At 56.7% G+C, this 25022-nt stretch carries 23 protein-coding genes; 9 read left to right on the plus strand and 14 right to left on the minus strand.

What is annotated here, in order from left to right:
- Positions 1 to 36: 36 nt before the first annotated feature.
- From AWB64_RS06715 to AWB64_RS06755, 9 genes are all read right to left on the minus strand, one after another.
- The gene (locus AWB64_RS06715) at positions 37 to 2724 is read right to left on the minus strand and encodes a fimbria/pilus outer membrane usher protein (RefSeq protein WP_060817867.1); all 2688 of its coding nucleotides are present in this window, start codon (positions 2722 to 2724) and stop codon (positions 37 to 39) included.
- Between the two features lie 177 nt (positions 2725 to 2901).
- Positions 2902 to 3645, minus strand: coding sequence for a fimbrial biogenesis chaperone (locus AWB64_RS06720; RefSeq protein WP_060817868.1), 744 nt, complete (start codon positions 3643 to 3645; stop codon positions 2902 to 2904).
- Between the two features lie 84 nt (positions 3646 to 3729).
- Complete coding sequence (locus tag AWB64_RS06725) at positions 3730 to 4290, minus strand: fimbrial protein (RefSeq protein ID WP_060817869.1); 561 nt, start codon at positions 4288 to 4290, stop codon at positions 3730 to 3732.
- A 358-nt stretch (positions 4291 to 4648) separates the two neighbouring features.
- The gene (locus AWB64_RS06730) at positions 4649 to 6016 is read right to left on the minus strand and encodes an MFS transporter (RefSeq protein ID WP_374728607.1); all 1368 of its coding nucleotides are present in this window, start codon (positions 6014 to 6016) and stop codon (positions 4649 to 4651) included.
- Positions 6017 to 6161: 145 nt separating this feature from the next.
- Positions 6162 to 7607, minus strand: a complete 1446-nt coding sequence (locus AWB64_RS06735) for an NAD-dependent succinate-semialdehyde dehydrogenase (RefSeq protein WP_060817871.1) — start codon at positions 7605 to 7607, stop codon at positions 6162 to 6164.
- Positions 7604 to 8641, minus strand: coding sequence for an aldo/keto reductase (locus tag AWB64_RS06740; RefSeq protein WP_060817872.1), 1038 nt, complete (start codon positions 8639 to 8641; stop codon positions 7604 to 7606). The genes AWB64_RS06735 and AWB64_RS06740 overlap by 4 nt, the downstream gene beginning before the upstream one ends.
- A 48-nt stretch (positions 8642 to 8689) precedes the next feature.
- A complete protein-coding gene (fae, locus tag AWB64_RS06745) occupies positions 8690 to 9229 on the minus strand; it encodes a formaldehyde-activating enzyme (protein WP_060817873.1) in 540 nt (179 codons plus the stop codon).
- Between the two features lie 132 nt (positions 9230 to 9361).
- Positions 9362 to 9649: a DUF1272 domain-containing protein gene (locus tag AWB64_RS06750; RefSeq protein WP_060817874.1), complete on the minus strand. Its 288-nt coding sequence runs from the start codon at positions 9647 to 9649 to the stop codon at positions 9362 to 9364.
- 79 nt (positions 9650 to 9728) lie between these two features.
- Entirely contained in the window at positions 9729 to 11114 is a 1386-nt protein-coding gene (locus AWB64_RS06755; RefSeq protein WP_060817875.1) for a GntT/GntP/DsdX family permease, read from the minus strand.
- 663 nt (positions 11115 to 11777) lie between these two features.
- Here AWB64_RS06755 and parA point away from each other — a divergent pair.
- Positions 11778 to 12440, plus strand: a complete 663-nt coding sequence (parA, locus tag AWB64_RS06760) for a ParA family partition ATPase (protein ID WP_060817876.1) — start codon at positions 11778 to 11780, stop codon at positions 12438 to 12440.
- A gap of 24 nt (positions 12441 to 12464) precedes the next feature.
- Positions 12465 to 13529: a ParB/RepB/Spo0J family partition protein gene (locus AWB64_RS06765; RefSeq protein WP_060817877.1), complete on the plus strand. Its 1065-nt coding sequence runs from the start codon at positions 12465 to 12467 to the stop codon at positions 13527 to 13529.
- Positions 13530 to 13593: 64 nt separating this feature from the next.
- On the opposite strand, the gene AWB64_RS06770 is transcribed toward AWB64_RS06765, so the two are convergent.
- Positions 13594 to 14943 (minus strand): replication initiation protein, encoded by a 1350-nt coding sequence (locus tag AWB64_RS06770; protein WP_060817878.1) that lies wholly within the window; start codon positions 14941 to 14943, stop codon positions 13594 to 13596.
- 1745 nt (positions 14944 to 16688) lie between these two features.
- Here AWB64_RS06770 and AWB64_RS06775 point away from each other — a divergent pair.
- Positions 16689 to 17903, plus strand: a complete 1215-nt coding sequence (locus AWB64_RS06775; RefSeq protein WP_060817879.1) for a DNA-binding protein — start codon at positions 16689 to 16691, stop codon at positions 17901 to 17903.
- A gap of 19 nt (positions 17904 to 17922) precedes the next feature.
- Here AWB64_RS06775 and AWB64_RS06780 read toward each other — a convergent pair whose 3' ends face one another.
- On the minus strand, positions 17923 to 18942 hold the full coding sequence (locus AWB64_RS06780; protein WP_060817880.1) for a tyrosine-type recombinase/integrase: 1020 nt from the start codon (positions 18940 to 18942) through the stop codon (positions 17923 to 17925).
- Positions 18943 to 19003: 61 nt separating this feature from the next.
- A complete protein-coding gene (locus tag AWB64_RS06785; protein WP_060817881.1) occupies positions 19004 to 19363 on the minus strand; it encodes a DUF2471 family protein in 360 nt (119 codons plus the stop codon).
- 256 nt (positions 19364 to 19619) lie between these two features.
- On the opposite strand from AWB64_RS06785, the gene AWB64_RS06790 reads away from it, so the two are divergent.
- From AWB64_RS06790 to AWB64_RS06815, 6 genes are all read left to right on the plus strand, one after another.
- Positions 19620 to 19805 (plus strand): CsbD family protein, encoded by a 186-nt coding sequence (locus AWB64_RS06790; protein ID WP_056363795.1) that lies wholly within the window; start codon positions 19620 to 19622, stop codon positions 19803 to 19805.
- 458 nt (positions 19806 to 20263) lie between these two features.
- Positions 20264 to 20743 (plus strand): hypothetical protein, encoded by a 480-nt coding sequence (locus AWB64_RS06795; RefSeq protein WP_374728608.1) that lies wholly within the window; start codon positions 20264 to 20266, stop codon positions 20741 to 20743.
- A gap of 503 nt (positions 20744 to 21246) precedes the next feature.
- On the plus strand, positions 21247 to 22491 hold the full coding sequence (gene serA / locus AWB64_RS06800; RefSeq protein WP_060817883.1) for a phosphoglycerate dehydrogenase: 1245 nt from the start codon (positions 21247 to 21249) through the stop codon (positions 22489 to 22491).
- Between the two features lie 142 nt (positions 22492 to 22633).
- Entirely contained in the window at positions 22634 to 23236 is a 603-nt protein-coding gene (locus AWB64_RS06805; protein ID WP_075643253.1) for a chorismate mutase, read from the plus strand.
- Positions 23237 to 23309: 73 nt separating this feature from the next.
- Positions 23310 to 23804 carry a hypothetical protein gene (locus tag AWB64_RS06810; protein WP_060817884.1) on the plus strand — a complete coding sequence of 165 codons (495 nt, stop codon included), beginning with the start codon at positions 23310 to 23312 and terminating at the stop codon, positions 23802 to 23804.
- 20 nt (positions 23805 to 23824) lie between these two features.
- Positions 23825 to 24184 (plus strand): VOC family protein, encoded by a 360-nt coding sequence (locus AWB64_RS06815; RefSeq protein ID WP_060817885.1) that lies wholly within the window; start codon positions 23825 to 23827, stop codon positions 24182 to 24184.
- Positions 24185 to 24227: 43 nt separating this feature from the next.
- On the opposite strand, the gene AWB64_RS06820 is transcribed toward AWB64_RS06815, so the two are convergent.
- Both AWB64_RS06820 and AWB64_RS06825 read right to left on the minus strand, forming a co-directional pair.
- Positions 24228 to 24569, minus strand: coding sequence for a hypothetical protein (locus AWB64_RS06820; protein ID WP_374728604.1), 342 nt, complete (start codon positions 24567 to 24569; stop codon positions 24228 to 24230).
- Between the two features lie 105 nt (positions 24570 to 24674).
- Entirely contained in the window at positions 24675 to 24857 is a 183-nt protein-coding gene (locus AWB64_RS06825) for a DUF1289 domain-containing protein (protein WP_060818386.1), read from the minus strand.
- Positions 24858 to 25022 lie beyond the last annotated feature (165 nt).

Below are 25022 nucleotides of genomic sequence, written 5' to 3' on the forward strand. Positions count from 1 at the left end.
GCCGGAACGTTGCATACTTCAACTGCCGCTTTTTTTTCAGCGCACGGCAGTTGTTCGCGCCTTTGCAGGAACGCCGTTCGCTTGCATTTCAACCCCGGGTACACAGTGCGACTGCACCGATAAATACCCGGGGTTATATGCCTTTGGGTCTTTTTTCGGCAATGTATAGCTGATCCGGCATTGCTCGACAGGGCCGCTGCCCCACTTCACTGTAAGCGCGCCCTGTTCTTCAAGACCTCGTGCAAAAACTCTGCTGTCCTGACCAACTACGCCCACCATCTTTCCTTGTTCGTCTTCCACACTCGCTCCAAATGGTAACGTTCCACCACCCAGTTTCGGCGCCTGAATCAGCGCTGCCCGGCCGCTCACCGTCTCATATTTCATCATCACTATAGAGCCTGCGCGCGGCGCGACCTGTGCCGATGTCGATTTAAATTCGACATCGGTAGATGTACCTTTGGGATCGAGATCGACTGTGTTCATACTGTACGGCGACAGGTACGGAATCACCGCATATCCATGCGAGTCGACCTTGGTTCCCGGCGCATTCGTGACGTTTGCGCCAGCGGCGGCGGGCGCATCCACAACGCCAAATGTGTCGCCGACTGTTTGCGAGAACGTCACGCCGCCCGGGTGCGCGACAACCGAACCCTGAACGCCCGCCGATACCTGGCGTGTTCCGCCGCCACCGCTCGCGGATGCGTTAAACGTAGCGTATGGCGCGCGGTAAGTCGCGCTCACGCCGGCATTGCCATTGTTTGCAGAACTGCCGCCGGCGTTATACGTGCCATAACCGTTGTAGGAAAACTGGTTCGTATCGCCCAGCGAACCGCTCACGTTTGCCTGCATGTTTGTCGCGCCATCGGAGTTGTGCGAAGCGTTTGTGGTCAACAGAGGCGCGTGTGCCGCGTGCCCGAGCGGGATGGTCGTGCTCAGCAGGAATTCATTCGATAACTGGCCGTCCATGGTCCGCGTGCGGCCGGCCGTCAGGCTGTAGGTCCCATATTTGAATGCGTTGGTATATCCGGCCTGAAACAGTGTGTCGGTGCCGCCGCGATTCCAGTAGTTCTGCGAAGAGCCCGTGATGAACATGGTGCCGTGTTCGCCGAGCTTCTGGTTCACCGAGACCTGCATGCGATTGCGCTGCCGGTAAATCGAATCGATGTCGCCACCATGCTCCGAGATATCGCGAATGGACGCAGCGTCGCTCAGGTTCAGATATCCCGCCGACGAGAACCGGTAGGCCGCTACGGAAACGTTTGTATCGGTGGCTGCAACGAACTTGCTGTAGCCAATGCGCAAGCTCGTACCGCGCATTGACTGAGCGTTCGGCACGCTGGTGGCGGCGCCGGTAATGTCCATCGAAAAGGCGCCAAAGCCGGTATTCAACGCGCCGCCGAAATTCACGGCGCCGTAGCCGCTCGATGCCACCGCGCCGCCGTAGGCGGTGACTGTGTTCGTCAGGCCGCGTTGAAGCGTGAACTGGGCGAAAGCGGGTTTTGAATCGAGGGAATCGTTACGCAACTGGCCAGCCGTGGCGCTAAAACGCGTAACGCCGGGGCGCAGCAATTGCGCGACCGACGCGAACGGCACCGTGAACTCTTTGCTGCGACCGTCGGCTTCGGTTACGGTCACAACCAGATCGCCGCCGTAGCCAGTTGAATACAGGTCGTTGATCTCGAACGGCCCGGGAGCAACGTTGGTTTCTTCCAGTACCTGGCCGTTTTGCCGAATCGTGACGCGTGCATTCGTTTCTGCGACGCCGCGCACGACAGGCGCATAGCCGCGCATGGAATCGGGCAGCATGCGGTCGTCAGTGGCAAGTTGCGCACCGCGAAATGACACGCTGTCGAAGATTTCGCCAGTCGTGCTCGAATCACCGAGCGTCAGTTGAGCGCCCAGCTTTTCGACGTCGTGCTGCGCGTAGGTCGCGATATTGTCGAATTGCGTGCGCTGGCCCGTTCCCGACGATACCGACGATTGATGACGGATATGCCATGAGCCCAGATTCAGGCCGGCATTGAGGCCAAGATAGCTTTGTGTCGAACCGGGGCCCGAGCCGTCCGTTCTGAAGGTGTTCGCGTTATAGCTCACGAACCCGCCGTTGACACCCTTGTCCCATTGTTCGGGCGGCACGTAACCTCGCGCCGCGTTGCGCATGAATGCTTGCGGCAAGCTCAGTTCGAGTGTCTGCTGGGCAAAATCGAAGTCGACTGTCGCGCCGGGCACGAGCGTGCCGATCTCTTCGCACGTGCTGGCATCGGATGCCGATGCAGACGTCGATGCCGATGTCGATGCGGTGCGCCCGCTGGCAGCATCGGCTTTAGCCAAATCGACACCCGCGCGCTGCAACAACGCCCGACTGAAACACGGCTTGGCGCCAGATGCGCCGCCTTTGGAAACAAAACGAATATCTTCCCGGCTCAGGCGCGCGCCATTCACGAACAAGTCGACCGAATACGTTCCCGGCGAAACCGCGTTGCCACGCGTGAAGCGGCTGGTATCGATCGCGGTGCCCCCTTCCTCGCGCAGGTAGGTGTTATCGAAGCTCACTTCGGCCGCGACGCTCGTTTTGCCTTGACCCGATCCCGTTTCATCCGCTGCAGCATGGGGGATCGCAGCACATGCCATCATCGAAAAGGCAATAGCAGCGAGAGGCTTCAGGCGCAAGCGGAACGAGTCCTGATTTTGACCAGGGGCAAGATAGTGAGCAGCTTGTTTCATGATTCGGCCTGCGTGATTCGATCTATCGGTCTGCATGGACGCGACTTGACCAGCGGGCTGTGCGGACAGACCGTTCGGTAAAACGCGTGATTGTTTTATTGAAGAAGGCGTCGGCCAGGTAATGCCCGCAACGCCTTCGATTAACCTTGATCGGGACGCCCCGCTGAGGGCGACGCCTTATGGAGCGAGCGGTGCGTCGAGCGGCACGGCGCCGCCGAAGTCGCTAATGCTGGAAAACTTGACGTGCGCATTAGCTGGCGCTGTCTTCAAATTCTTGATTGGAAACTGCGCGCTTCCACGTGGCTCGACCATTCCGCCTACGTCATTGGTGTAGGTCTGACCGGCGCCCATCACTTCGATTCTGCTGAACGACACGTAATAGGCAGTCGGGTTGGTCGCCTTCACCTCGTAGCCTTTGTTGTCGGCCGCGGGTACGAGTTTCCATGTCACTTTTGCAGGAGCGTCGTCTGCGGTTCCGGGCAAGCCCTTCGGACGCGCAAACACCTTGATTCGAGTCCGGAACGCGAACTGCAGCGTGTTGACATCGGAGTCCTTGGCGACCTTGGGCGGTACATCGAGCACGTTTAGCCAAAACACGGATTCGCGGTCCTGGGGCAGTGCATCACCCGTGTACATCATGCGCAGCGTTTGGGACTTGCCCCCGTCCATGCGAAAGATCGGCGGCGTCAGCACAAAGGGGGCACTTGCCTCGCCAGGCTTTGCGGCCGCGTTGCCTTGGTCCATCCATACCTGCACCAACGATGGATCGGTGCGGTCATTGGTCAACTTGACCGTCACCTCACGATTCTCAAGGGGATACACCACGCGTGTTCCGCCGACTGTCACGCTCGCGCCCGCGCTCCCGGCAAGCAAGGCCGCGACCACGCCCAAACCACATGCGATTTGCCTGATGGACTTCATGATTGATGCATCTCCGTAAAAAACGTATCTCGAAAATTAGGAAAAAAACAGGCATCCGCACCCGCAGATGCCTGTCAATTCGGCTTACTGATAATCGACGGTGTATTGGACCGACGTGTTGACCGGACCGGCCGTTGCCTTACCCGTTGCGTAGTACTCAGCGAAGTACTTGAGTTCAGCGTTGCCCGATACGATGGCCGTGCCATTGCCGGCCATATCGTTGTTTGCACCTGTGACAACGTTAATAGGCAGGCGCGACGCGTTCAGCAAGCGGACTTGCACGTTTTGGGCACCGGCAGGCGCTTGGTTGGTCAGGTAACCGGTCGTTTGGTCGATCGTCGGGCCATTTTCGAAACGAGCGACCGCCTTCGTTTCTGACAAGCAACCACTCAATACGAAGGTCAAATCCGTTGGGGAAGTTGTGCCGGCAGTTGCGCCCGCCGCACTCAACGTGCTACCCGTTACGGTCGGCAGCGTGACGTTCTTGTCAGCGGCACCGGCTGTTTTTCCATCGATTGAGCAAGTCGTGTCAGTCACTGCACCGGTAAACGTAATCGTGCCATCGGCGGCGTTTGCGCCGGTCGATGCCAAAGCGATGGTTGCGAGCGTTGCGGCAACGGCGACGGTGGAGATGAATGATTTCATGAAGTTTCCTAATAGAGAAATTAACGAGTTTTGAACACTTGCGGCGCTTGGACTGCGAGTCCGGTTGATGCCGACCGCGCAGTGCGAGCCGCTTTTTTATCGTCTGATTTCGTGAGAGGCGATAAACCGGTTTGTCTGCGAGTGAATGAATCTTAAGGCTCGGCGCTTTGGGTTACCCTCGGAAATCTCCGAAAGAATTGAGACAAAAATAAGAATTCCTAATATTGAAACAGCGCAATTTCCAGGTGATACGGCGGCATCTTCAAACGAAAAAGGCGTCCGCATGCGGACGCCTTTATAAGGTGAGAGTTTTCGGGAGGGGGCGCGATACCCTGATGTCAGATAGCGCGTTCGAAGATTATGACGATCCGCTCGCGGCTCTCAACGTCAGGTTGCGTGTCTCGGGAGCCCACGCAATCGAGACGATCATTCCCACGAGCAAAACCCCGGCAAGGATCATCATTGTGTAGTGAAACCCGATTTCCGCTATGCCGACCGGCAGCAAGAACGTGCCGATCGCTGAACCAAGCCGGCTGCACGCAATGGAAAGGCCCACGCCTGACGCGCGCACCTCGGTTGGAAAACATTCGGGCGGAAATACCCCGACCAGATTGCTGAACGCCGACATGGTCAACGTAAAGACAGCGAATGCAATGATCATTGCAAGCGTTGCCGAAGCCGGCAAAAGGCTCATGGCCACAAGCATTGCGCAGGTGACAGCGAATGATCCGATAAGGAAGTGCCGACGGGGTAACTTGATGGTAAGCCAGATCCCGAGCACGGCGCCTATGACCAGCACCGCGTTGAGCAACAGGTCTGCACCAAACCCGCCGTTCAATCCGATGACCTTCAAGATTCCCGGCAAGAATGTGTAGATCGCGAAATATGGAATGACCAGACACACGAAGAACCCACAATTGAACAATGTCCTGCGAATCAGGTCAGGTTGAAACAATCGCGCATAGCCGTGCCTTCCACTCGTAGCCCGAGTTGCCGCCTCAGTGTCAAGGATGACGTCGGGCCCGAAATGCTTGAGAACCACATCGTGCGCTTCCTTCACGCGGCCCTTCCCGAGCAGCCAACGCGGAGATTCCGGCGTGCCGATGCGCAGCAGGAGCACGATAAATGCAGGAAGACTCGCCGATGCAAGCAGCCAGCGCCAGGCGTCAGGACTTGCTTCTCCATATGCCATGCCAAGGACATTCGCTACCACATAGCCGATTGTCCAGACCACGCTGAACGATCCGAGAAGCGCGCCGCGATGCTTGCGTGGAGAAAATTCCGCCAGGATGGCATGTCCAACCGTGAAGTCACCGCCCATGCCAAAACCGATCAAAACCCGAAGTGCAAACAGTTCCAGCGGCGATGTAGCAAAGAACTGAAGGAATGCGGCGACGGTGATAATGACAAAACTGGTGAGAAAGATACGCTGACGGCCAAGTCGATCAGACAGACGTCCAAAGATCAGGCTGCCCAAGAAAATGCCGATCAACGCCGAGCTTCCGATCGCGCCCATCCAGAAGGAATCGAGCGGCATCTGCCGGTTCATCGATGCCAGCGCGTACCCGACCGTGCCCAACGCATACCCTTCGGTGAAATGCGCGCCAAACGTCAGGCCTGCGATCTTGATGTGAAAGCGGTTCAGCGGAATGTCGTCGAGTAGTACGGGCTTCGACGCGGGCGCATCGTGCGTGCGGAGAGGGGCGACGTTCGGGTGTAACTCCACACCGATGGGCAATGCACTGCTTGAAGTGTCCTGATGACTCACTGCGTCTCCTTACTTATGTGTTCTTCGATTACCCGCACTACTGCCGGCTACATACGACGGCAACAGTGCATTCGCGAGCAATCAGTGGCGAAACAGCGGCAAATCAGCGTTCGGTTGCCATCAGGCCGCTGATCATCATGTATTTAAGTTCCATATATTCGTCGAGGCCGTACTTCGATCCTTCCCGGCCCAGACCCGATTGCTTGACGCCGCCAAATGGCGCTACCTCCGTGGATATGATTCCTTCATTGATTCCGACCATGCCCGTTTCGAGCGCGTCCGCGACCCGCCATGCGCGCCCCAGATCCCGCGTATAGAAGTAAGCGGCAAGTCCAAAGGGAGTGTCGTTGGCCAGCTTGATGGCTTCAGCCTCGGTCTCGAATTGAAAGCACGCGGCGACCGGTCCGAACGTTTCTTCCTGCGCGATGAACATGCTTCGATTCGCGTGCGCCAATACGGTTGGTTCATAGAACGTGCCGCCCAATGAATGCGGACGACCGCCAGTCATGATGGTTGCACCTTTGCTCACGGCGTCCTGCACGTGGTCGCCGACCTTCCTGAACGCTGCATCGTTGATAAGCGGACCTTGGTCGACATCCTGCTCGAGCGCATTGCCTACGCGGAGCTTGCCAACGGCATGAGTCAGACGCCGCGTGAATTCGGCATAGACCCCTGCCTGCACGAAGAAACGATTGACGCACACGCACGTCTGGCCCGTATTGCGAAATTTCGATGCCATGGCGCCTTGTACCGCAGCGTCCAGATCGGCGTCGTCGAATACGATGAACGGCGCATTGCCACCGAGTTCCAGCGAAAGCTTCTTTAGCGTATCGGCCGATTGCGCGGCCAGAAGCTTGCCGACCCGCGTCGACCCGGTGAACGACAACTTGCGTACGACCGGCGATGCAGTCAACTCTGCCCCGATCGCCACCGCGTCGCCTGATAAAACATTGAACACGCCCGCCGGGATGCCGGCTTCCTCAGCGAGCGTGGCGAGCGCCAGCGCGCTCAGCGGCGTTTCCTCGGATGGCTTGAGAACCATTGTGCAGCCTGCTGCCAGGGCAGGTCCGGCCTTTCGCGTGATCATCGCAAGCGGGAAATTCCATGGCGTGATCGCCGCCACGACCCCGACAGGCTCGCGCGTGACAATGATCTTCGAGCCAGCCTTGGAGCTCGGAATCACGTCGCCGTAGCTGCGTTTCGCCTCTTCAGCAAACCATTCCAGGAAACTCGCGGCATAGGCTACTTCGCCTGCTGCTTCCGCAAGCGGCTTCCCCTGCTCCTGGGTGAGCAATTTTGCCAGCGCATCACGATGCTCGAGCATCAGTTCGCCCCAACGCCGCACCCGTGCGCCCCGTTCCTTTGCGCTTAACGCGCGCCATGCCGGAAAGGCGCTTTCCGCGGCAAGAATGGCCTGCTGTGTCTCGCGTGCGCCCGCTTTCGCGACTTCCGCGATCACGTCTCCCGTGGCCGGATTGCGAACCGGGTAGGTTTCGGCGCTGTCTTGCCAGAGACCATTGATGTAATGCTCTTTGCGAAGCAGGTTCATGCTGCATCCTTCATTGACTGAACAAAATCACCCTGCGGCGCACGTGGTTCGCGTGCAATTCGCCGGCCGGCCGTGTAGTCATTGATAACGTCGCACGGTGTGTAGTTGCGCTCGAGCTCGAAAAGTTCGTCTGCTTCGAGATGCGTACCGAGCGCGTTGAGTGCGCTGTCGAACTGGGCGGGTGAATCGGCGCCGACCAGCATGCTCGCGACGCCTGCGCGCTGCAGCACCCAAGCTTGCGCAATTTGCGCGGCGCTTACACCGCGCAACCGTGCGACGCGTTCCACGGAAGCCGCGATGGCGCGCGACGCCGCGTCGCCATACATTTGCGAAGTAAAAAAGTCGGTCTGATTACGCGTGGAGGCGGCGTCGCAGGTCAAGAGTCCGCGCGCCAGCGGGCTGAACACGGACACGCCCAGTCCCTGGTCCGCGCAGTACGGCATCATTTCGCGCTCTTCCTCGCGATATGCAAGATTCAACTGAAGTTGCATGTTGATGGGCTTATGCCAGCCGTTGCGCTCGCACACTTGAATGATTTTCGCGAGCTGCCACGTGTACATGGTCGACACACCGATGTAACGCGCCTTGCCCGAGCGGACAATATCGTCCAGCGCAGCCATGGTTTCTTCAACGGGCGTGGCAGTATCGAAGTAGTGCAGCATGTAAATGTCCACGTAATCCATGCCGAGGCGCCGCAGCGAGGCATCGATACCGTCAAGCACGTGCTTGCGCGAATGACCACCCGCGTTTTGATACGCGCCCATGTCGTAGCCGACCTTGGTGGTCACCACGATCTCCTCGCGTCGGGCGAGGCGCCCAAGAATCCTGCCAACCACTTCTTCGCCGACGCCCGCCGAATAGAAATCGGCAAGATCAACGAAGTTCACGCCGGCTTCCAGCGCGTGGCGAACGATCGGCTCGCTCTTCTGCTCGTCGAAGATCCACGGTTTCCATTGCGGCGTGCCCATATTCATGGTGCCAAGGCACAGGCGTGACACTTTCAGGCCGTACTGGCCCAAGCGAACGTATTCCATTACTAAGTCTCCATGGCGAGCGCCGGCACGCGGCGCCCATAGGTGTTTTTAGAGGGCATCGCGCGATAAACGCGGCGTATAGAAGGGATTCGATACTTCGCGCGCGGCGGCGAACACATCGCTTTTCGACGGCAGGCCGGCCATGGCGGCCTTGATCGCATTCCTGGTCGCGCGGTAGTTGTTGCGAAACACGGCGTCCAGATCGTCGGCTGCCGGGTTCACCCAATTAGCCGATACGACCACCCAGTCGTTTTCCGCTTCGGGCGGCAGTGTCCCGTCTTCGAGCGACTCGGCAACCGCCTTCGCGATTCCAGCCTGTGACGCGCCCCACGTTGCGTTTCCGTGGAACTCGCTGGCGATCTGCGCCTTGTTCACATACAGCGTAAGCGGCTTGGTGGGAATGCCTGGCTGGGCAATGACGACAAACGGAGCGTGGCCCGCTGATGGCGTAGCAAGCGCCGTGGCGAAGGCTTGTCCGGCGGGGCCGTTGCGCGGGCCGACGAGCACGTTGATATGGGCGAGATTGACGCCCGGTCCTTCAAAACCCTCGCCGATGTGAAGGTTGCGCTCGGATTGCGATGCTGGCATGTTGACTTCCGTTCAAGGAGTGGATCGATGAACAGATTGTGCGAGCCAGCATCGACGAGGAGGAATCGATGATTCGTGAGCACCGGTATGAGCGCCGCTCAGATCGGTAGATTCCCTGAGGCGTGCGCGTACTTATCGTTCGGATGGCGCGATGGCGCCGTAGCGCGCAAGGAACTCCCGATGTTGTTGCTCGTCCACGCCCACGGGATGGATTTCCGTTGATGCCGGGCGGCTCGCGAGCCGCGCCTTCGGACGGATCGGGCGGAACTGAAAGCCGCCGCCGCAATTCGGGCAGACGTTATGAAGCCGTGACACGCACGACTCGCAGAACGTGCATTCGAAGCTGCAGATCATGGCGTCGCGGGCTGCGGGCGGGAGCGGCTTTCCGCAGCATTCACAGGTTGGGCGCAAGGCAAGCATGGGCATATCTCCTTTCCTGCATTTTAGGATCGGTGGTCCGCCCGCCCTCGCCAATCTGGCCACAATTTACGTCAGTTGTTCACGTCAGTACGCCCCACATCACCAGCGTGAGCGCAAGGCCAACCACCGAGACGATGGTCTGCAGCACCGACCAGACATACACCGTCTGTTTCAACTGCAATCCGAAGTACTCGCGGATCATCCAGAAACCGGCGTCGTTGACGTGGCAAAAGAACACCGAACCTGCACCGATCGCAAGCGCCAACAGCGAGTTGTGGGTCGCGCTCAGGCCTGCCACCACCGGCGCGATGATTCCTGCGGTCGTCGTGGTCGCGACCGTGGCCGAGCCGGTTGCCTGGCGCAACGCCACCGCGATCAGCCATGCAAGCAGGATCAGCGGCATGTGTGCGCCAACCGCAATCTTGCCGATCGTGGTGCTGATTCCGCCCAGTACCAGCGTTTGCTTGAGGCCGCCGCCAGCGCCGATGGTCAACAGCAGCGCGCAGATTGGAGGCAGGCTTTTGCGCAGGATACCGCTGACCTTGTCGCGCGGCATGCCACGCGTCCAGCCCAATGCGACGATTGCGAAAAGAACGGTGAGTCCAAGGGCAATCAATGGCTCACCGAGAAAATTGAGCGTATTGAACAGCAGCGTTTCAGGCTGGACGCCCAGTTTCGCTATCGTGCGGCCAAGCATCAGAAGCACGGGCAGGAGAATCGTCAGCAGCGAGATACGGAAGCTGGGCGCGTCGAGCGCACCGGTTGCATCGACTTTCGACGCAAACAGCTTGCCCATCTCCTCCGGCTCCTCGACGTGCATCCGGCGCGACAGCCACATTCCATATAGCGGACCGGCCAGGATCACAGCGGGAATCGCCACGATGATGCCCAAGCCCATCGTGATCCCGAGGTCCGCATGCAGCGCGCTGACCGCGATCAACGGGCCCGGGTGCGGCGGCAGCAGCGCATGCAGGGTTGTCATGCCGGCAAGCGCGGGAATCGCGATACGCAGGATCGGCTGCTTCGAGCGGCGCGCCATCACGAAAATGATGGGCACCATCATCACAAGTCCGACTTCGAAAAAAAGCGGCAAGCCGATGACGAGCGCGACCAGCGCCATCAGCCAGGGCAACGTGCGTGGCGTGGAATGATCGAGGATGGTGGAAACCAGCCTGTCGGCCGCGCCGGACTCGGCCATCAGGGCGCCGAGCATCGCACCGAGCGCGATGATGATGCCCACATCGCCCAGCAACCCGCCCGCGCCTTTGCTGAATGCGCTCGCGACGGCTTCGAGAGGCAGACCCGCAGTGAAGCCGGCCACAAAAGTGCCGACGAGTATCGATAGAAACGGCGCCAACTTCAGCGCGCTGATAAGAACAATGATCGACGCCAGACCGAGCGCGCATGCGATAAGAAGGCGCGTGTCGTGGTCGGACCACGCGGCGAAAGTCGAAGTCAGATGCACTGAAATGCCCTTGGCTGGTTGATGGAAGTGAGTAGCGTACCTGCGGCCGTATGCCGCCGCGCGGTGGCGGCGATTTTACGAGTGCTTGCTTACGGGATGCTTGTGCTCGATTTGATCGTGCGGATTGTTACGGGTTACGGGATTTGGGATCGCGAATAGGGTCGCGTAAGAAAAGCACAGATTTTAAGGCATCGATATAAAGTTTTTATTAACTGTATTTTTGATACCTATTGGCATTTAGCCCAGCCGCCGAAGTCAAATACTCTTTGCTTGTATAACCGTTCTTCTGTCCAGCGGCGAAGTCGAACATTGGGCGCTTTGTTAATCAGGCAACTTTATGCGCATAAAGCAATGCGCTCCATTGTCGGCAACTGCTCCCGAAGCCGACAACGAGCACGCAAAAGCCCTTTTCAATTATGGACAATCCCAGAACGAACAACGGCGTACATCGGCGAATGCGCCTCATGCATGCATCCTGGCTCTAAATTATGACCAAACATCTCGCGTCTCGCTTCTCACTATCTTCGTGATCACCCGAGAGTCCGCCGACTTTATGCGCATAAACTCCGGCCATCCTCGGTCGAATGGCTAATCTCAATCGTTATCTCTAGAATTTTTCAGTTTTCAATGTAAAATTCGAAAAGCTAAACTTGGGAGCACAACGTGGCAGCCGAAATCATTGCGATCACGCAACAGAAGGGCGGAGTAGGAAAAAGCACGATCGCAATGCACTTGGGCGCTGCGTTTCATGAAAAGGGGAAGCGGGTCCTCGTCGTCGATGCAGACGGGCAAAACACGCTCGTCCACTGGGCCAGCGCCGCATCTGATGAAGCCAGCGGCATTCCATTTCCGATCGTGAACCTGTCCGAAGCGGGCGCCCAGATTCATCGCGAAATCAGGAAGTTCGTAAGCGACTACGACGTCATCGTGGTCGATTGCCCGCCTTCCATCACTGAGAAAGTCTCGGGCGTTGTCCTGCTCGCTGCGTCCGTCGCTATCGTGCCGACGTCGTCATCGCCCGCGGACTACTGGTCGAGTGTTGGCCTGGTCAAACTCATCCAGCAAGCTCAGGTTATGAATGAAGATCTACGCGCCGTATTTCTTCTGAATAAAACTGAAGAGAAACGAATGTTGACCCGCGAATTAAAACGAGCCCTGGAGGAGTTGGGTTTTCCGTTGCTCAAGACACAAATTCCGACGCGCGAATGCTACAAGCAGGCAATGGCCTTGGGCCAGACCGTGCTCCAGATGACCGATCGAGGCTCGCGCCTCGCGGCAACCGAAATACGTGCGTGCGCAGACGAAGTTCTCGCCATGCTTCCCTGACTTTATGCGCATAAAGGACCCTGAATGAAACCGAACCAATTCGCTAAAGGCTTTAAGGCTAGACCCGACACAACAAGCAGTGAAAAACGTACGGCCCTCGATCGCATCAATGCCATCGACGAAATCGTCAACCAAGAGGCTGGTAACGACAAGCAAGTGACCGGCCGCTCCAGCGGCTATTCGGACGATGAATTTCAGGGCGACGCTGATGCACCGGAGTCGGAAGCATTTAAAGCTTGGCGCCGTACAAACAGATATGTTCAGGGCCAAGTAATCGAATTGCCGTTGAAGGCTATCAAGCCAAGTCCTTTCAATCCTCGCCACTTCTATCTGAAAGCATCCATCGCCGAACTGGCCGTGAACCTGGCCAAACAAGGCCAGCAGCAAGCCATTCACGTGATACCCGATCACGACAATCCGGGCACCTTTTTTGTGAGCGACGGAGGCCGGCGGGTTCGTGCTCTTAGAGAAGCGAATAAAGAAACGGTGAAGGCAATTGTCATCGACCTTCCGATTGGTATCGAAAGCTATAAGCTCGGCTACGACCTGAATGTGCAGCGCGACTCGCAAACGGTGTTCGATAACGCAGTCGTCTGGAAGCGGTTTCTCGACGAGAAGCATTTTCAGAGTCAGCGGGAACTTGCCGATCACCTCGGTCTCGACGAATCGACCATCGCGGTTGCGCTGGCAATCGCCAAGCTGCCAGAGAACGTCATGCACGAGATGGTTGCACGCCCTGACAGGTTTGGATCGAACATGGCCTATCAGGTCTCGCGCTTTCATGGAGCGCGTGGCGCCGACGCGACGCTCCGGCTGATCAACAAGATCGCCTCCGATGATCTTAGTACGCGCCAAGTCGCGGACATCGTAAAGGGACGTGCGAGCGCACAAGAAACGCCAAAGCCTGCAGGTCGACAACGCTATGCGCAACGGCTGGAAATCAAACTAGAGGGAATCTCAGTGGGCGACCTCAAAACCTACGGCGACGACCGGCTGGAGTTGCGATTGCGAGGCCTGTCGAAAGACAAACGCGATGCGCTTCTTCAACAGATCGAGAAAATGCTGCAGACCGAATCAGCCAAACGGTAGTTCCAAAGCCGTTCACGCGATGCGCGGCGATATCACACAAGCCGGCGTTAGCACGACGCCAAGCTTATGCCGCGCGGTTTTGGTTCAAGGTGAAGGCCAGCAGGTCGCCGTCAGTCGGTTCACCCCACGTCTTGCGCGCGAGCCAGTCGAAGAATGAGGTTTCACCCATTTTCGAGTCGAGTCCACGCTTACGCCAATCGTCGCGCATGTGAGCGCCGAGATCCGGAAGAACATCCTCTTCAAAGGTTTGCCGCGCCAGATTCCGTTCCGACTCACCCTGTTCCTCATACAGCGCGCGGGCTTCCTTTCGGCGATAAACCGAAAATTCACTCAACAAGCGTGCTTTGAGGTCATCTGCTGGCGCGCCATTGCTTTTGGCAGGCGCTACGGCCGCGGGCAACGCCTCCAGTTGCGGCGCATAGCCCTTCTTCAAAGCATCCTTGAACAGCGCCGCCGCACTTCGTACCGGGGGCAGAGAAGTGCTTCGCATTCTTTGTTCGGTCATCTGCAAGGCGGCCCGGATCCGATTTTCCTCGCTATCTGCGTAAAGCGTCTGTGCGTCTTTCAGCGGTATTCCGATCTTGACCATTCGATCGACAAGCGTGCTGTCGAAGACGTTCGGATGTTCATCGAGCGCGAGCATGGGTTGCTTGCGCTCCGTCACACGGAACTGAATCTCGGCGACTCGTCTACCTTCCCGATGCTCGATTAGCTCGACGAAAATGTTGGTTACGGCATTCACTTCAGCAATCGCCGGCCGAAGATAATCACGTTTGAAATATTTATACTCGCGTTTGGCCTCGTCACCAGCTTCAGTATCGGGTGTGCCAGAGAGGATCGGCCGCCACCACTCCCAGGTTTCGCGCATGGTGAGATGGCTCGGATTGGTCAAATATCGGACGCAAATCTCGTAGAGAGCAAGCCCCGCGCTGCTTCGCAACTGACTTTGGAACTGCAGGCTCAGGCGTGCATATTGAACCGGGTCGAGCAGTTTTTTCTTGATCTTGGGCGCGAAGGAAAACTCAACCCATACGCGGCGCGTAGCAGGATCTTCGAGAATTTCGGCATCTGCGATTAACGTCGATATTCCCCACTTGCGCCCAGGCTTCTGGCTCGACGTCCCTGTACTCCATTCGACCTGAACCGATACCATCCGGCGCAAATGCTCTTTTACCAAAGCTGTGTCGTTGGAATCAAAGGCTGAATTGGCGACAATGTCCGAGAGCAACGCCCGATAGGTATCGCCGGATTCGTCGGCCTGTTGCGCGACGGCCAGCAACACGTTGAATAACTTGCGGGTCAAAAGCGTGATCTTTCCGCTCTTGGGCTGAATTGCGATTGCTTCGACGGCTTTTCGCAGTTCTGCCGAGCTCGGACTCACCACATCGGTCTTCTTCGCGCGTTTGGTTGCCATGCTTGAGTCAGGGAGGATTTTGGGAAAGCATACCGATGACGGTGAAGCTCGTCTACAGGCGTGGACTCACCCTGAAGCGGTGATGAGCACTTTACGTACTGAACTCACTGAGGTGCACTCCCGAAAGTTCTCACCCTCACCGTCGTGTGCCATCCCGTTTGTCCCCGCACCATGCGGGTAAACGGTTTGAGTCGCCTTCTAAGCTGTTTCCAAGGCCCTATTGGCGGTCCCGTATTCCCTCACCCAAAAAAATTTACGACCGTATCTCTTCATCACTGGGCCACTCGCCGATTCAATATGGGACTCCGACGCGTCAAAAGCGACCCATTTACCTCTTAATTCACACCGCACGAGTTTTCAGGGCGAAACCATCGCGAATCGGGTCCCGAAAAAGCTCACCCCTGCTTGAGCGGAGAGTCTTTTATCACGGCAGACACGCTGCAGCGAGCGCTTCCACGTGCCTTCAACAAGTCCCGAATTCCCTCACCGTTGCTCCGAACTACACGATCCGGCTCCGGTAGACCGACCAAGAGCACCCGGAAAGTCTCACCTTTAGGGGGAAAAAGCAGCTCTTTGATGGTCAGGCGTACCCCTAGAGTGCTTTTAGTACTTGAAATGCTGAAACTCTGATCCCGTAAAAGCTCACCTCGATCAAATATCCGACTCATTTCTGTTGCTTTCGATCTACTTCTTGCACCTCCCGAAAAAGCTCACCTTGACCGCGGTTCATCAGCAGCATTGAGAAAAATACCTTATTATTTTCAGTATGTTATGACGCTTCCCTTATAGATGCGAGGGTGGGGGAAAATCATTGGCGTTATCTTCAACACCCAAACAGCTCCTGTATAGACTCACCGGAAAACGAAGTCACGTGTCAATCGCCCTTTTTGTCGACAGGATTCAAGCTTCCCGGAAAAGCTCACCTTAAACGGGCGCTGGCGCAAATACCCATTAAAACCAAGGGATTATTGGTCCGCCATAATGAATCTCAGCGCAACGAATGCTCCCGTAACTCCTCACCTCAGTGCACCACGCCCAAGGCTTTCTGTTCAGCTCGCCCACGCGAGACTTGAAAAATCTCACCTCACGGAGCGTTTGGCTCCCGAAAACACTCACCAATCGGTATAAATGACCGATTTAATCTGCAGTTCTTTGATTTATTCGGATCCTGCAAACACTCACTTGGCGCATTCGGCGTGTAAGTATCCTTCGTCCGCTGGTCGGGCGCGACAGGTATGCAGCATCCCGAATATTCTCACCTTACAAACGGAGGCAACTCCCGAACTCGCTCACGTAAGCTCCCGTAGTAGCTCACGCTCATCCCTGAACCCCATCACCGTGGTCCCCTGTTTGCGCTCACCTTCTATCCTGCAAACCCTCACCTATGTACCCCGAACGCCTTGTTCCATAAGGGTTTGCCGTGGCGTTAACGTCTTTAACTAGGGTTCAAAGGTGTTTACTTCTATTACTCTCAAGGCCACGTGAGCGTCTCCACAAAGAAAAATACAGCCCGACCACGTGAAACATCTCGAAACTTATCAAATCAGCAACAAACCCCTAGTAATCAATGACTTGAAACATTAAGCTCTACATGTTTCACGAAAAATACCCGCGCAGCTAGTTGACCGTGTCGATTTTGAATACTGCAACGGTGTTAAACGGAGCCGGAGTGTATTTCAAGAAAAAATGTAGTGTTCGATACGTAATGTATTATGTATCGAACAAAAATGCGCTGAGGAGTAAACATGAATGACGAAGAACGGGCTGCTTTGCGAACCGAACTTGTTGAATTACGGGTACGTGGAGCCCGGCGACAAGAGCTTTCGCAACACGCGTGCAAGCGTCTTTTCTTCGATTTTGGCATTCGCCCCTCAATGGCGACAGTCAGAGATCTGACTCAGACGGGCAGTGCGAGCGATATACCGAAAGACATCGATGCGTTCTGGATGCGAATCAGATCCGCATCCAAAATTCGTATTGAGGGCGGCGCGATTCCCGACACGTTGCAGGAGCGTGCCGGGGAGTTACTGGGGCAATTGTTTCAGGAAGCGAGGCATTTGGCCAACCAGGCGCTTGAAACGGAAAGGAATGCTGCAAGAGACGAAGCGAGCGCTGCCTTGAATCGTCTGCACGATTTTGAGGTGCGTTTTACTACTGTCGAAGAGGCGCTTCAGCGCAGTGAAGCACGTACTGAAGCCGCGCTCATACGAAATTCTGCTTTGGAAACCGAAATTCGCGCGCTGAAAGAGCAGGATTCGGATGCGCAAGGTGGCCTGCATGCGTTGATTCATCGTTTGGAAAATGAAAATGCTGCGCTGATCAAACGTCTCGATGCTGACCAAACAGCGAACGCTGCGCTTCGCGACCGGCTTGACTCCCTGAACTACGAGTTGCGGCAGAACACCGAGCACTATGCGCAGCAGATCAAGGACGCGGTCAGTGAAGCTGAGCGACGCGTCAAGCCGATGTTGGTGGAACTTGACTCACTTCGCGGCGTGGCAGCGACATATCAAAGCGGTGTACGCCAAGCCAGTCAAAAAGAATTCGATTTTATTCAACAACTTAGTACCGCAAAGGCACGCTCCGATCGCTTGGAGCAGCAACTTCGCGAAAAGTCTGATGAAATAGACGAATTAGCTTCAGAACGCGACGCGCTACGCGCACAAGGCGTAATGGGCAAAAATGCAGCGCGGCTAATTTGCGCGATGGTCGATGAAGGCCGGCTATCGAATGCGGAAATTGCGGCATTGGGGACCGAAATCGATGCGTTCGTTATGCTGCCGTCACATTGTCCGGCGTGCTCAATTGGCGAACCTGATCTTGTCCAGCATGGAGCTGAATTCGAGCTTTCATGTCCTGATTGCGAGCGGTCATCGGGCAACGCCTCATCGCGGCTGATGGCCGTAGCCTGTTTTAAGACCGCAGATATGCTCGAGGCAAGCCAACCAACCGAAAGGTGAGCTTATTCGGGAGTGAAAACTAGAGTGGTGGATCGTTGGCAAGCGTGACGCCTTGTTTTACACGCGCCAAATCGTGCTCCCGTATTTCCTCACCTATCCAGCGCTCCCAGGCGCGATACAACCTTTGTGCTGAAATTTCTTGCTGAAACCCCAGCCATTGTCCAACCTGCTCCTGTGCTGTTCCGCTTTCGAAAAGGTCCGCCGCGAACGTATTACGCAACGTCTGGGGACTCGCGCGGGCTCTCCTGGATTCCGCGATCCCAGCCGCCAGAGTTATTGCATCGACCGCGCGTAACATCGTGGCCTTGTGCATGATTCGCCCTGAAGGTGCCGATGGAAACAGCAGGTTGCCTAGCAACCGGGCGGTTTTGCGTTCGCTGATCCATCGATTGAGCAGCGCGATGGCAAAGGGTGCCAGCCAGGTTTGTCGATTAAATGCCGGGTTTGCGGCTTCGACCGTTAGCCAGGGTTGGTTCCAGTCAAAGTGACTAACGCTCAGCGTGGCTGCTTCCCCGGTTTTTACTCCCCCGCCAAGAAATACACCGACCAGCGCACGGTCCCGGCATTCACGCCAACGATGACCGGTCGATAAATCTCCAATCGGCGATAAAAGGTAAGTGATCAGCGTTGCACGTTCGCCGTGCGCGAGGAAACCCGTTGGCTCATTTTCGCGCGCGTCCCGCCACCGAGCTTCGCCGTCCTGCGCAATAAAGCGTGCGGGGTTCGTGGATGCGAGTTCTATCTCGCGAATGTGATCGAGTACCCGTTCAATAAGGCGCAAATAACGCATGCGTTGCGGCTTCCGAGCGTCCAGTTGGGTCACAAACTGTTCGATGGCGGGCCTGTCCACGGTCTGTATCGTGACGCATTTGATATTGAGCCACTCGAGAAATAAACCCCATTGAGCGCGGTAGACATTCGCTGAAGACGCTTTGAATGCCTGATTGGCCATCCATGCGTCGAACGCGCTTGCTGGATCCACGTGCCAACTGGCGCGTTCGCGGTCGAAAATATCGTTGCTGCCAGCGTGTGAGGGCATCGGGAAATTGTCCGTCTATGTGACGCTAACGCTTCGGACCTGCTTTATTGATGCGCTCATTTTAATGCGCAGCCGCAATTGCCAGTTCCGGATGTCCCGCGTGCGCGGCTTGATCGTAGGCATCCACGGCAAATGCGAACACTGGCGGCAGCACATTGGACGTTCCGAAATCGACAAGATCGTCCGTTTCGGGAAACATCAGGTCGTCGGGACGTGCAAAGAGCGCGCGAAGCGCTGACTCGTGACGGCCAGCGAATCCCAGGTCGGCTAAGGCCTCAGCCTCGATAGCAAGCAGCAGGCGCCAGGTCAGCTGCACCCCTTGCACGATGTAGCGTTGCGCAACCTCCCGAGTAATGCGCTCCAGATCTCTTACCACGCGCGCGAACTCAGGGGTATCGATACGATCTTCCTCAAAATCCATTTTTGTCTCCATCTCTCGAACCATACGACAGGTTGGTACTGTACAAACATACAGTATTTATCGCAATCTTTCTTCTAGCGTCGCGCCGAGGCGAAATGGCGTATGTGCGATTCCGCCTACGCGGTAATCAGACGCGGTCGGCTATTGGATGCACGGCCGATTTGCGATCCTGATTACACGGTCAGGGAGCTTCCTTGACATAGCGCCGCGAAATTCATTACATCGGATTCGCGCTTTGATACGAAAGGAGATGAAGATGAACAAGGATCAGAAAGACGGCGTAGTTAAACAGGCCAAGGGTAAGGTCAATGAGGTTGTCGGCAAAGTAACCGGCGATAGGGCGCAGGAAGCCAAGGGTGACGTGCAACAGGCTGCAGGCAAGGTGCAAAAAGGTGCTGGCGACGCTCGGGAAGACATGAAAGATGCGTTGAAGAAGCATTAAGAGTGCGAATCGACCGTTCCGGACGAGAATTGTCCGGAACGGCTCTAGCGCTCTGGATTCGGCAGGATAAAAGCAGACCAAGGCCGCCTCCGACACAAGTCGGTGCGGCCTTTCTGTTTCGGGCATTGGACACCGCGCTCCGTGACGACCAATCTGGCTTTTGCTGCGGCTCCTTCTCACGCTCACGAGCGCGATATCCGTCCCCTTGAAAACTTTATGCGCATCAAGTTCCCCGGCTGACCACGCGTCACCGATAGTGAACAAGATAATTGATTCGATCAGCCGCAAACCGCTTGAGGACCGCGTGCATTCACACAAATAGACATGGCGTTCATGTACAGTTTCGCTCGAACTTAATATCGAAAAAGCGTTGCCGCTTAAATCGAGTGGTGGCGAAACGTACAGGTTTAGGGCGAATGAAAAAGACAGCGACAGTCTCAAAAATATTCTCCGCACCAATGGCCCTCTTCGCACTAGCCGCGTTCGCCACATCCGCTCATAGCGCCGCAGCCGAAATTTGTGGCAACGGCCTTTGGGCCGACGCAATGATCGGCTCGTACCATGTTCATCCCAAAAAACACTTCGATCAGTTCAATCCCGGTATTGGCGCGGAATGCTGGGTGTCGCCCCAATGGGCTGTAACCGGCGGCTATTTTCGAAATTCGCTTTCGGCCCCGTCGTTTTATGGCGGTGGCGTCTGGTCGCCGGAGTTTGTTCATTGGGGTTATGTCCGGCTTGCGGTCATGGGCGGCGTCATCTCAGGGTATGACTATGGCAAATGGGGATTCGGTCACGACCATAAGGTAGGACCCGTTGCTGCACCTTTGATCATGGCCGAGTACGGACGGATTGGTGCGAACATCATTTTGATTCCACCCATACCGTCGAGCGACTTGCCTTTCACACTGGGTTTTCAGCTACGTGTCCGCTTTTGGTGACGCGCTGCATGACACGTGATGCGAGCGGCGCCTTTGAATTTAGTATATCGAAGTAAAAATTCACGACAGGCTTGATGACGTCTGCCCGGTCGTAAAGGTGAGCTTTTGCGGGAGGCTCGAACGACTTCGCGCTGGTAGGACTCGGGGTGTTGGATCCGCTTGTGTCAACCGGCCATGCGCCTCGAGTATCAACGCTTCGTACGTTACCCCATCTGCAGCGTGATCTCGGTGCGCTGCCGATTTCGCCGCCCGGATTGATCTGGAAGTAATGGTATTAACATAACCGCAGCTTTGCCGACGCGTTGATTGTTCGCTAGAAAGAACAATCGGGTAAGCCAACTCTAAACAAACCATTAATAAACATCCAAGCAAAAGGCCATATCGCGAGTAGGGTGGCAAATGCTTAGGCTCTGCAAGCGGTAACATCAATGCGATGCCGACTGCGTGGCGTCGACTTGTCCGGCGTGCGTTGCACGGACTTACTCTTGCCATTTGCGGGGCGTATGACACCCACGCCAACCCACGTCACGATATATAAGCGTTCTATGACCTCTGTTCTTCTACTTGAAAATATCCACGATACCGCCGTCGCCCGCTTCAGCGAGGCCAAGCTCGAAGTCGAGCGCCGCGCGGGTGCGCTGGCCGGAGTGGAACTGCTGAGCGCGCTGCGGGCTCACAACCTTGTCGGGATTCGATCGGCAACGCATCTCAAGAAAGGTGAAATCGACGCCGCGCGCCATCTGCTCGCGATCGGGTGCTTTTGCATCGGGACATCACAAGTCGATTTGAACGCCGCTGCTCACGCAGGCATTCCGGTGTTCAACGCGCCATTTTCCAACACGCGCTCCGTGGCGGAACTGGTTATTGCGGAAGCGATCCTGCTGTTGCGGCGCGTGCCCGAGAAAAGCGTGCAGGCGCATGCGGGACAGTGGGCCAAGGGCGCAAGCGGATCATTCGAGACGCGCGGCAAGACTATCGCGATCGTGGGTTACGGGAACATTGGTTCACAGGTCGGCGTGCTTGCTGAAGGCATGGGAATGCGCGTGGTTTATTACGACGTGCAAGCGCGTTTGTCGCTGGGGTCGGCCCGTGCATCGCAATCGCTCGCCGACGCTGTATCGCAAGCCGATGTCGTGACGCTTCACGTTCCGGCCACCGCGCAGACCAATTGCATGATCGACGCAGAGATGCTCGCCTGCTTCAAGCCGGGCGCAATCCTGATCAATGCGTCGCGGGGTTCGGTCGTGGATATCGAAGCGCTCGCGCAGGCGTTGAGCGCGAAACGGCTGGGCGGTGCGGCTATCGATGTATTCCCGGAAGAGCCGAAGACGAATGCCGATGAATTCAAAAGCGTGCTTCAAGGTTTGCCGAATGTCATCCTGACGCCGCACGTGGGCGGCAGCACAGAGGAAGCGCAGGAGAACATAGGCACGGAGGTCGCGACCAAACTGATTTCGTTCCTGACCACGGGCGACACAGTGGGCGCGGTCAACTTTCCGCACGTGAATCCGGGACCGCTCGATGCACCCGCGCGTTTGCTCAACGTCCACGGCAATGCGCCGGGAGCGCTCGCCACGCTCAACACCCGACTTGCGGCAGAGGGCGCCAATATCGTTGCGCAGCATCTGCAAACGCAGGGCGAAACGGGATATGTGGTGACTGATCTGGACCGTGCGCCATCGAATGAATTGATCGAGACGCTCGCGAAAGAACCCGGCTTCATTCGAACGCGCCTGCTGGTCAAATAGACGCGACGCTAATATTGCATGTTCCATTCTTTTAAAAAGCCCGGCCAAGAGATTGACCGGGCTTTGTCTTGGCTTGTTTCAAGCGGCGTATCAGCTAACGTCGCGCGCAAGGTCTACTTTCACTAGTCAAGAAGGCTCATTGATGTTCAATCGGATTCCCCGTATTTCGCGGCTCTGCCAAGGCCTCGTCGCGACTGCATTGTTGGCCGTAACATCCACTTCGCAAAGCGCTGCTGTATCGAACGCATCGAACTCATGGAACGGAGATTTTTCCCGCCTGATCGATTTGACGGCAACCCGCTTGCACGTGGCACGCGAAGTTGCGCTAACGAAATGGGATACGCGCAAGCCGATTGAAGACAGCGAGCGCGAAGGCGTGGTGATCTCCGCAGCCGCGACGCAAGCCGAACCGGCCGGCGTGCCGCGTCAACTCGCCACTCACTTTTTCGCCGACCAGATAGAGGCTAACAAGCTCGTGCAATATGGGCTTCTTGCACGGTGGCATCGGGCGGGAAAAGCGCCTTCGGATCACCGCGCCAGCTTGACCGACGATATTCGTCCCGAGCTCGATCGTCTTCAAGGTGAGTTTATTCGGGAGCTGGCGGCAACCGATGCATTGCGTGCAGCACCTGATTGCTATGCGCGTTTGGCGCGCGCTACACAGTCGTATTCTTCAGCGCACAAACTCGATGCGCTGTATTCCGTGGCGCTGGATCGCGCGCTTGCTCGCGTGTGCGAGAAATGAGGGAACGCGCCAACGTGGCGAAGTTTGCGGGCGCGCGTATTCTTGCAATATTGCGCCTTGGATCCCGACACCGATGGACCTGCCAACCCGATCTGCTGTGTGCTGCATCGCGCTTGCATTCGCGGCGGCTCCGCGCACGAACCACGGCAACGATCCGTTCTTTCAGATTTCGACGGCCGTCGCGCATTGCCCGACGCCTTTGGGCCCGGTGCAAACCGATCAGGAATGGCTCGGCGATGCGCATTACCGCATCGAACGCGGCAATAGCTGCTGGGTGGAAGGCCGCTGCCGCTTGTCCAATGCGTATCGCTACGATGCCGAAATTGTTGATGCTGTGCAGCGGCGCCTGAACGCAATCAATCCCGCCACGCACTGGCGTGAAAACTCGACGTTATGGCTTACGCTGCAGCGACGGTTTATATACGTGCAGGGCTGTGTATCGAAGGAGTTCGACACAGCGAAGTTCTTGACCATGCTGGGTGAAACAGCGGACGTGGAACAAGTGATCGATAACACCACGGCCTCGCCCGGCAAGCGTCCGCTGCCGTACAAAACACCGGCCGACTAACGCATAAGCAAAGGAAACACATGCAGGTCAGACGAATCGTTGCGAATATCTCCACGCAGGACGTTGCGCGGGCGAAGCCGTTCTATCAGGACGCACTCGGGTTGGATCTGTTGATGGATCACGGCTGGATCCGGACTTATGGTTCCTCGGCCACGACGGGAGTGCAGATCAGCGTGGCGGAGGAGGGCGGATCGGGCACGGCGATGCCCGACTTATCGATAGAAGTCGATGATGTCGACACCGCGCTTGAGCGCATGAAATCGGCGGGCTTTTCGATTGAATACGGACCCGCCGATGAACCTTGGGGCGTTCGGCGCTTCTATGTGAGAGACCCGTTCGGGAAACTCGTCAACGTGCTCGAACATCGGGTACAGCCCTGATTTTCAGGCAGCAACGCCCTCATACGTGTCCGGCACGCCTTTCCTAATAGCCTTGCGGCACGTTCGCCTTGTTACCCGCCAGCGGCGAACCATAGCCGCCGCTTTGTGTGTTGTTCGGCAAGCCATTCACAAGCTGCGCACGCGGGTCGGTCGGGTTCAGGTTCATCTCACCGGCCTGCGCATTACCGTGCGTAGGATATTCGCTACCAAGCGGCGCATTGGGCATCAGGCGCGTGTCATTTGCAGGTGCGCGCATGTCGTCGTTCGGACTCAATCCGTGGCTCATGCTCGCGGTCTGTGCTACCGCCGCTTGCGCTGCAAAAAGAGTAATCAAGGCCGCCGTACTCACCGCCATGACGCGTTTCAACTGAACGTGGATAACCATGACTGGAACTCCCTGAAGTTGGGTTTCGTGTCCGTGATTGATTGGGGTTCGCGTTAAGCCGGCACGCGTTATTGTGGGCAAACGAGCCTGGAACAGTTCTGTACGTTACTTGCGCGCCTTCTTGAGCGTGGCTTCGCGCTTGGGCCGTTCATCGATAATTCTTGTCCGGGCCTTGTTCTTCAGCTTCTTCCACTGCTTGCACTCGTCCTTGGTCCGCAAGCAGCCCGTACATAGGCCCGTTTTGCTGTCGAACTTGCAAATATTGATGCAGGGAGAATCAACTGCCATAACAATCCATTGGATTCCGTGGAGAAAATGCGTGAAGATCAATGCATGCAATCTCGCACGATGCATGCCCGAATGCCAAAAACATAATCCCGATAAGGCCAATAGCCGGCGCAGCGTGACTGTAGACAAATTGTCTATCCGCATACGCCATCTGGGGCGTATCAG

Source organism: Caballeronia sordidicola (assembly GCF_001544455.2).
GTDB lineage: Bacteria > Pseudomonadota > Gammaproteobacteria > Burkholderiales > Burkholderiaceae > Caballeronia > Caballeronia sordidicola.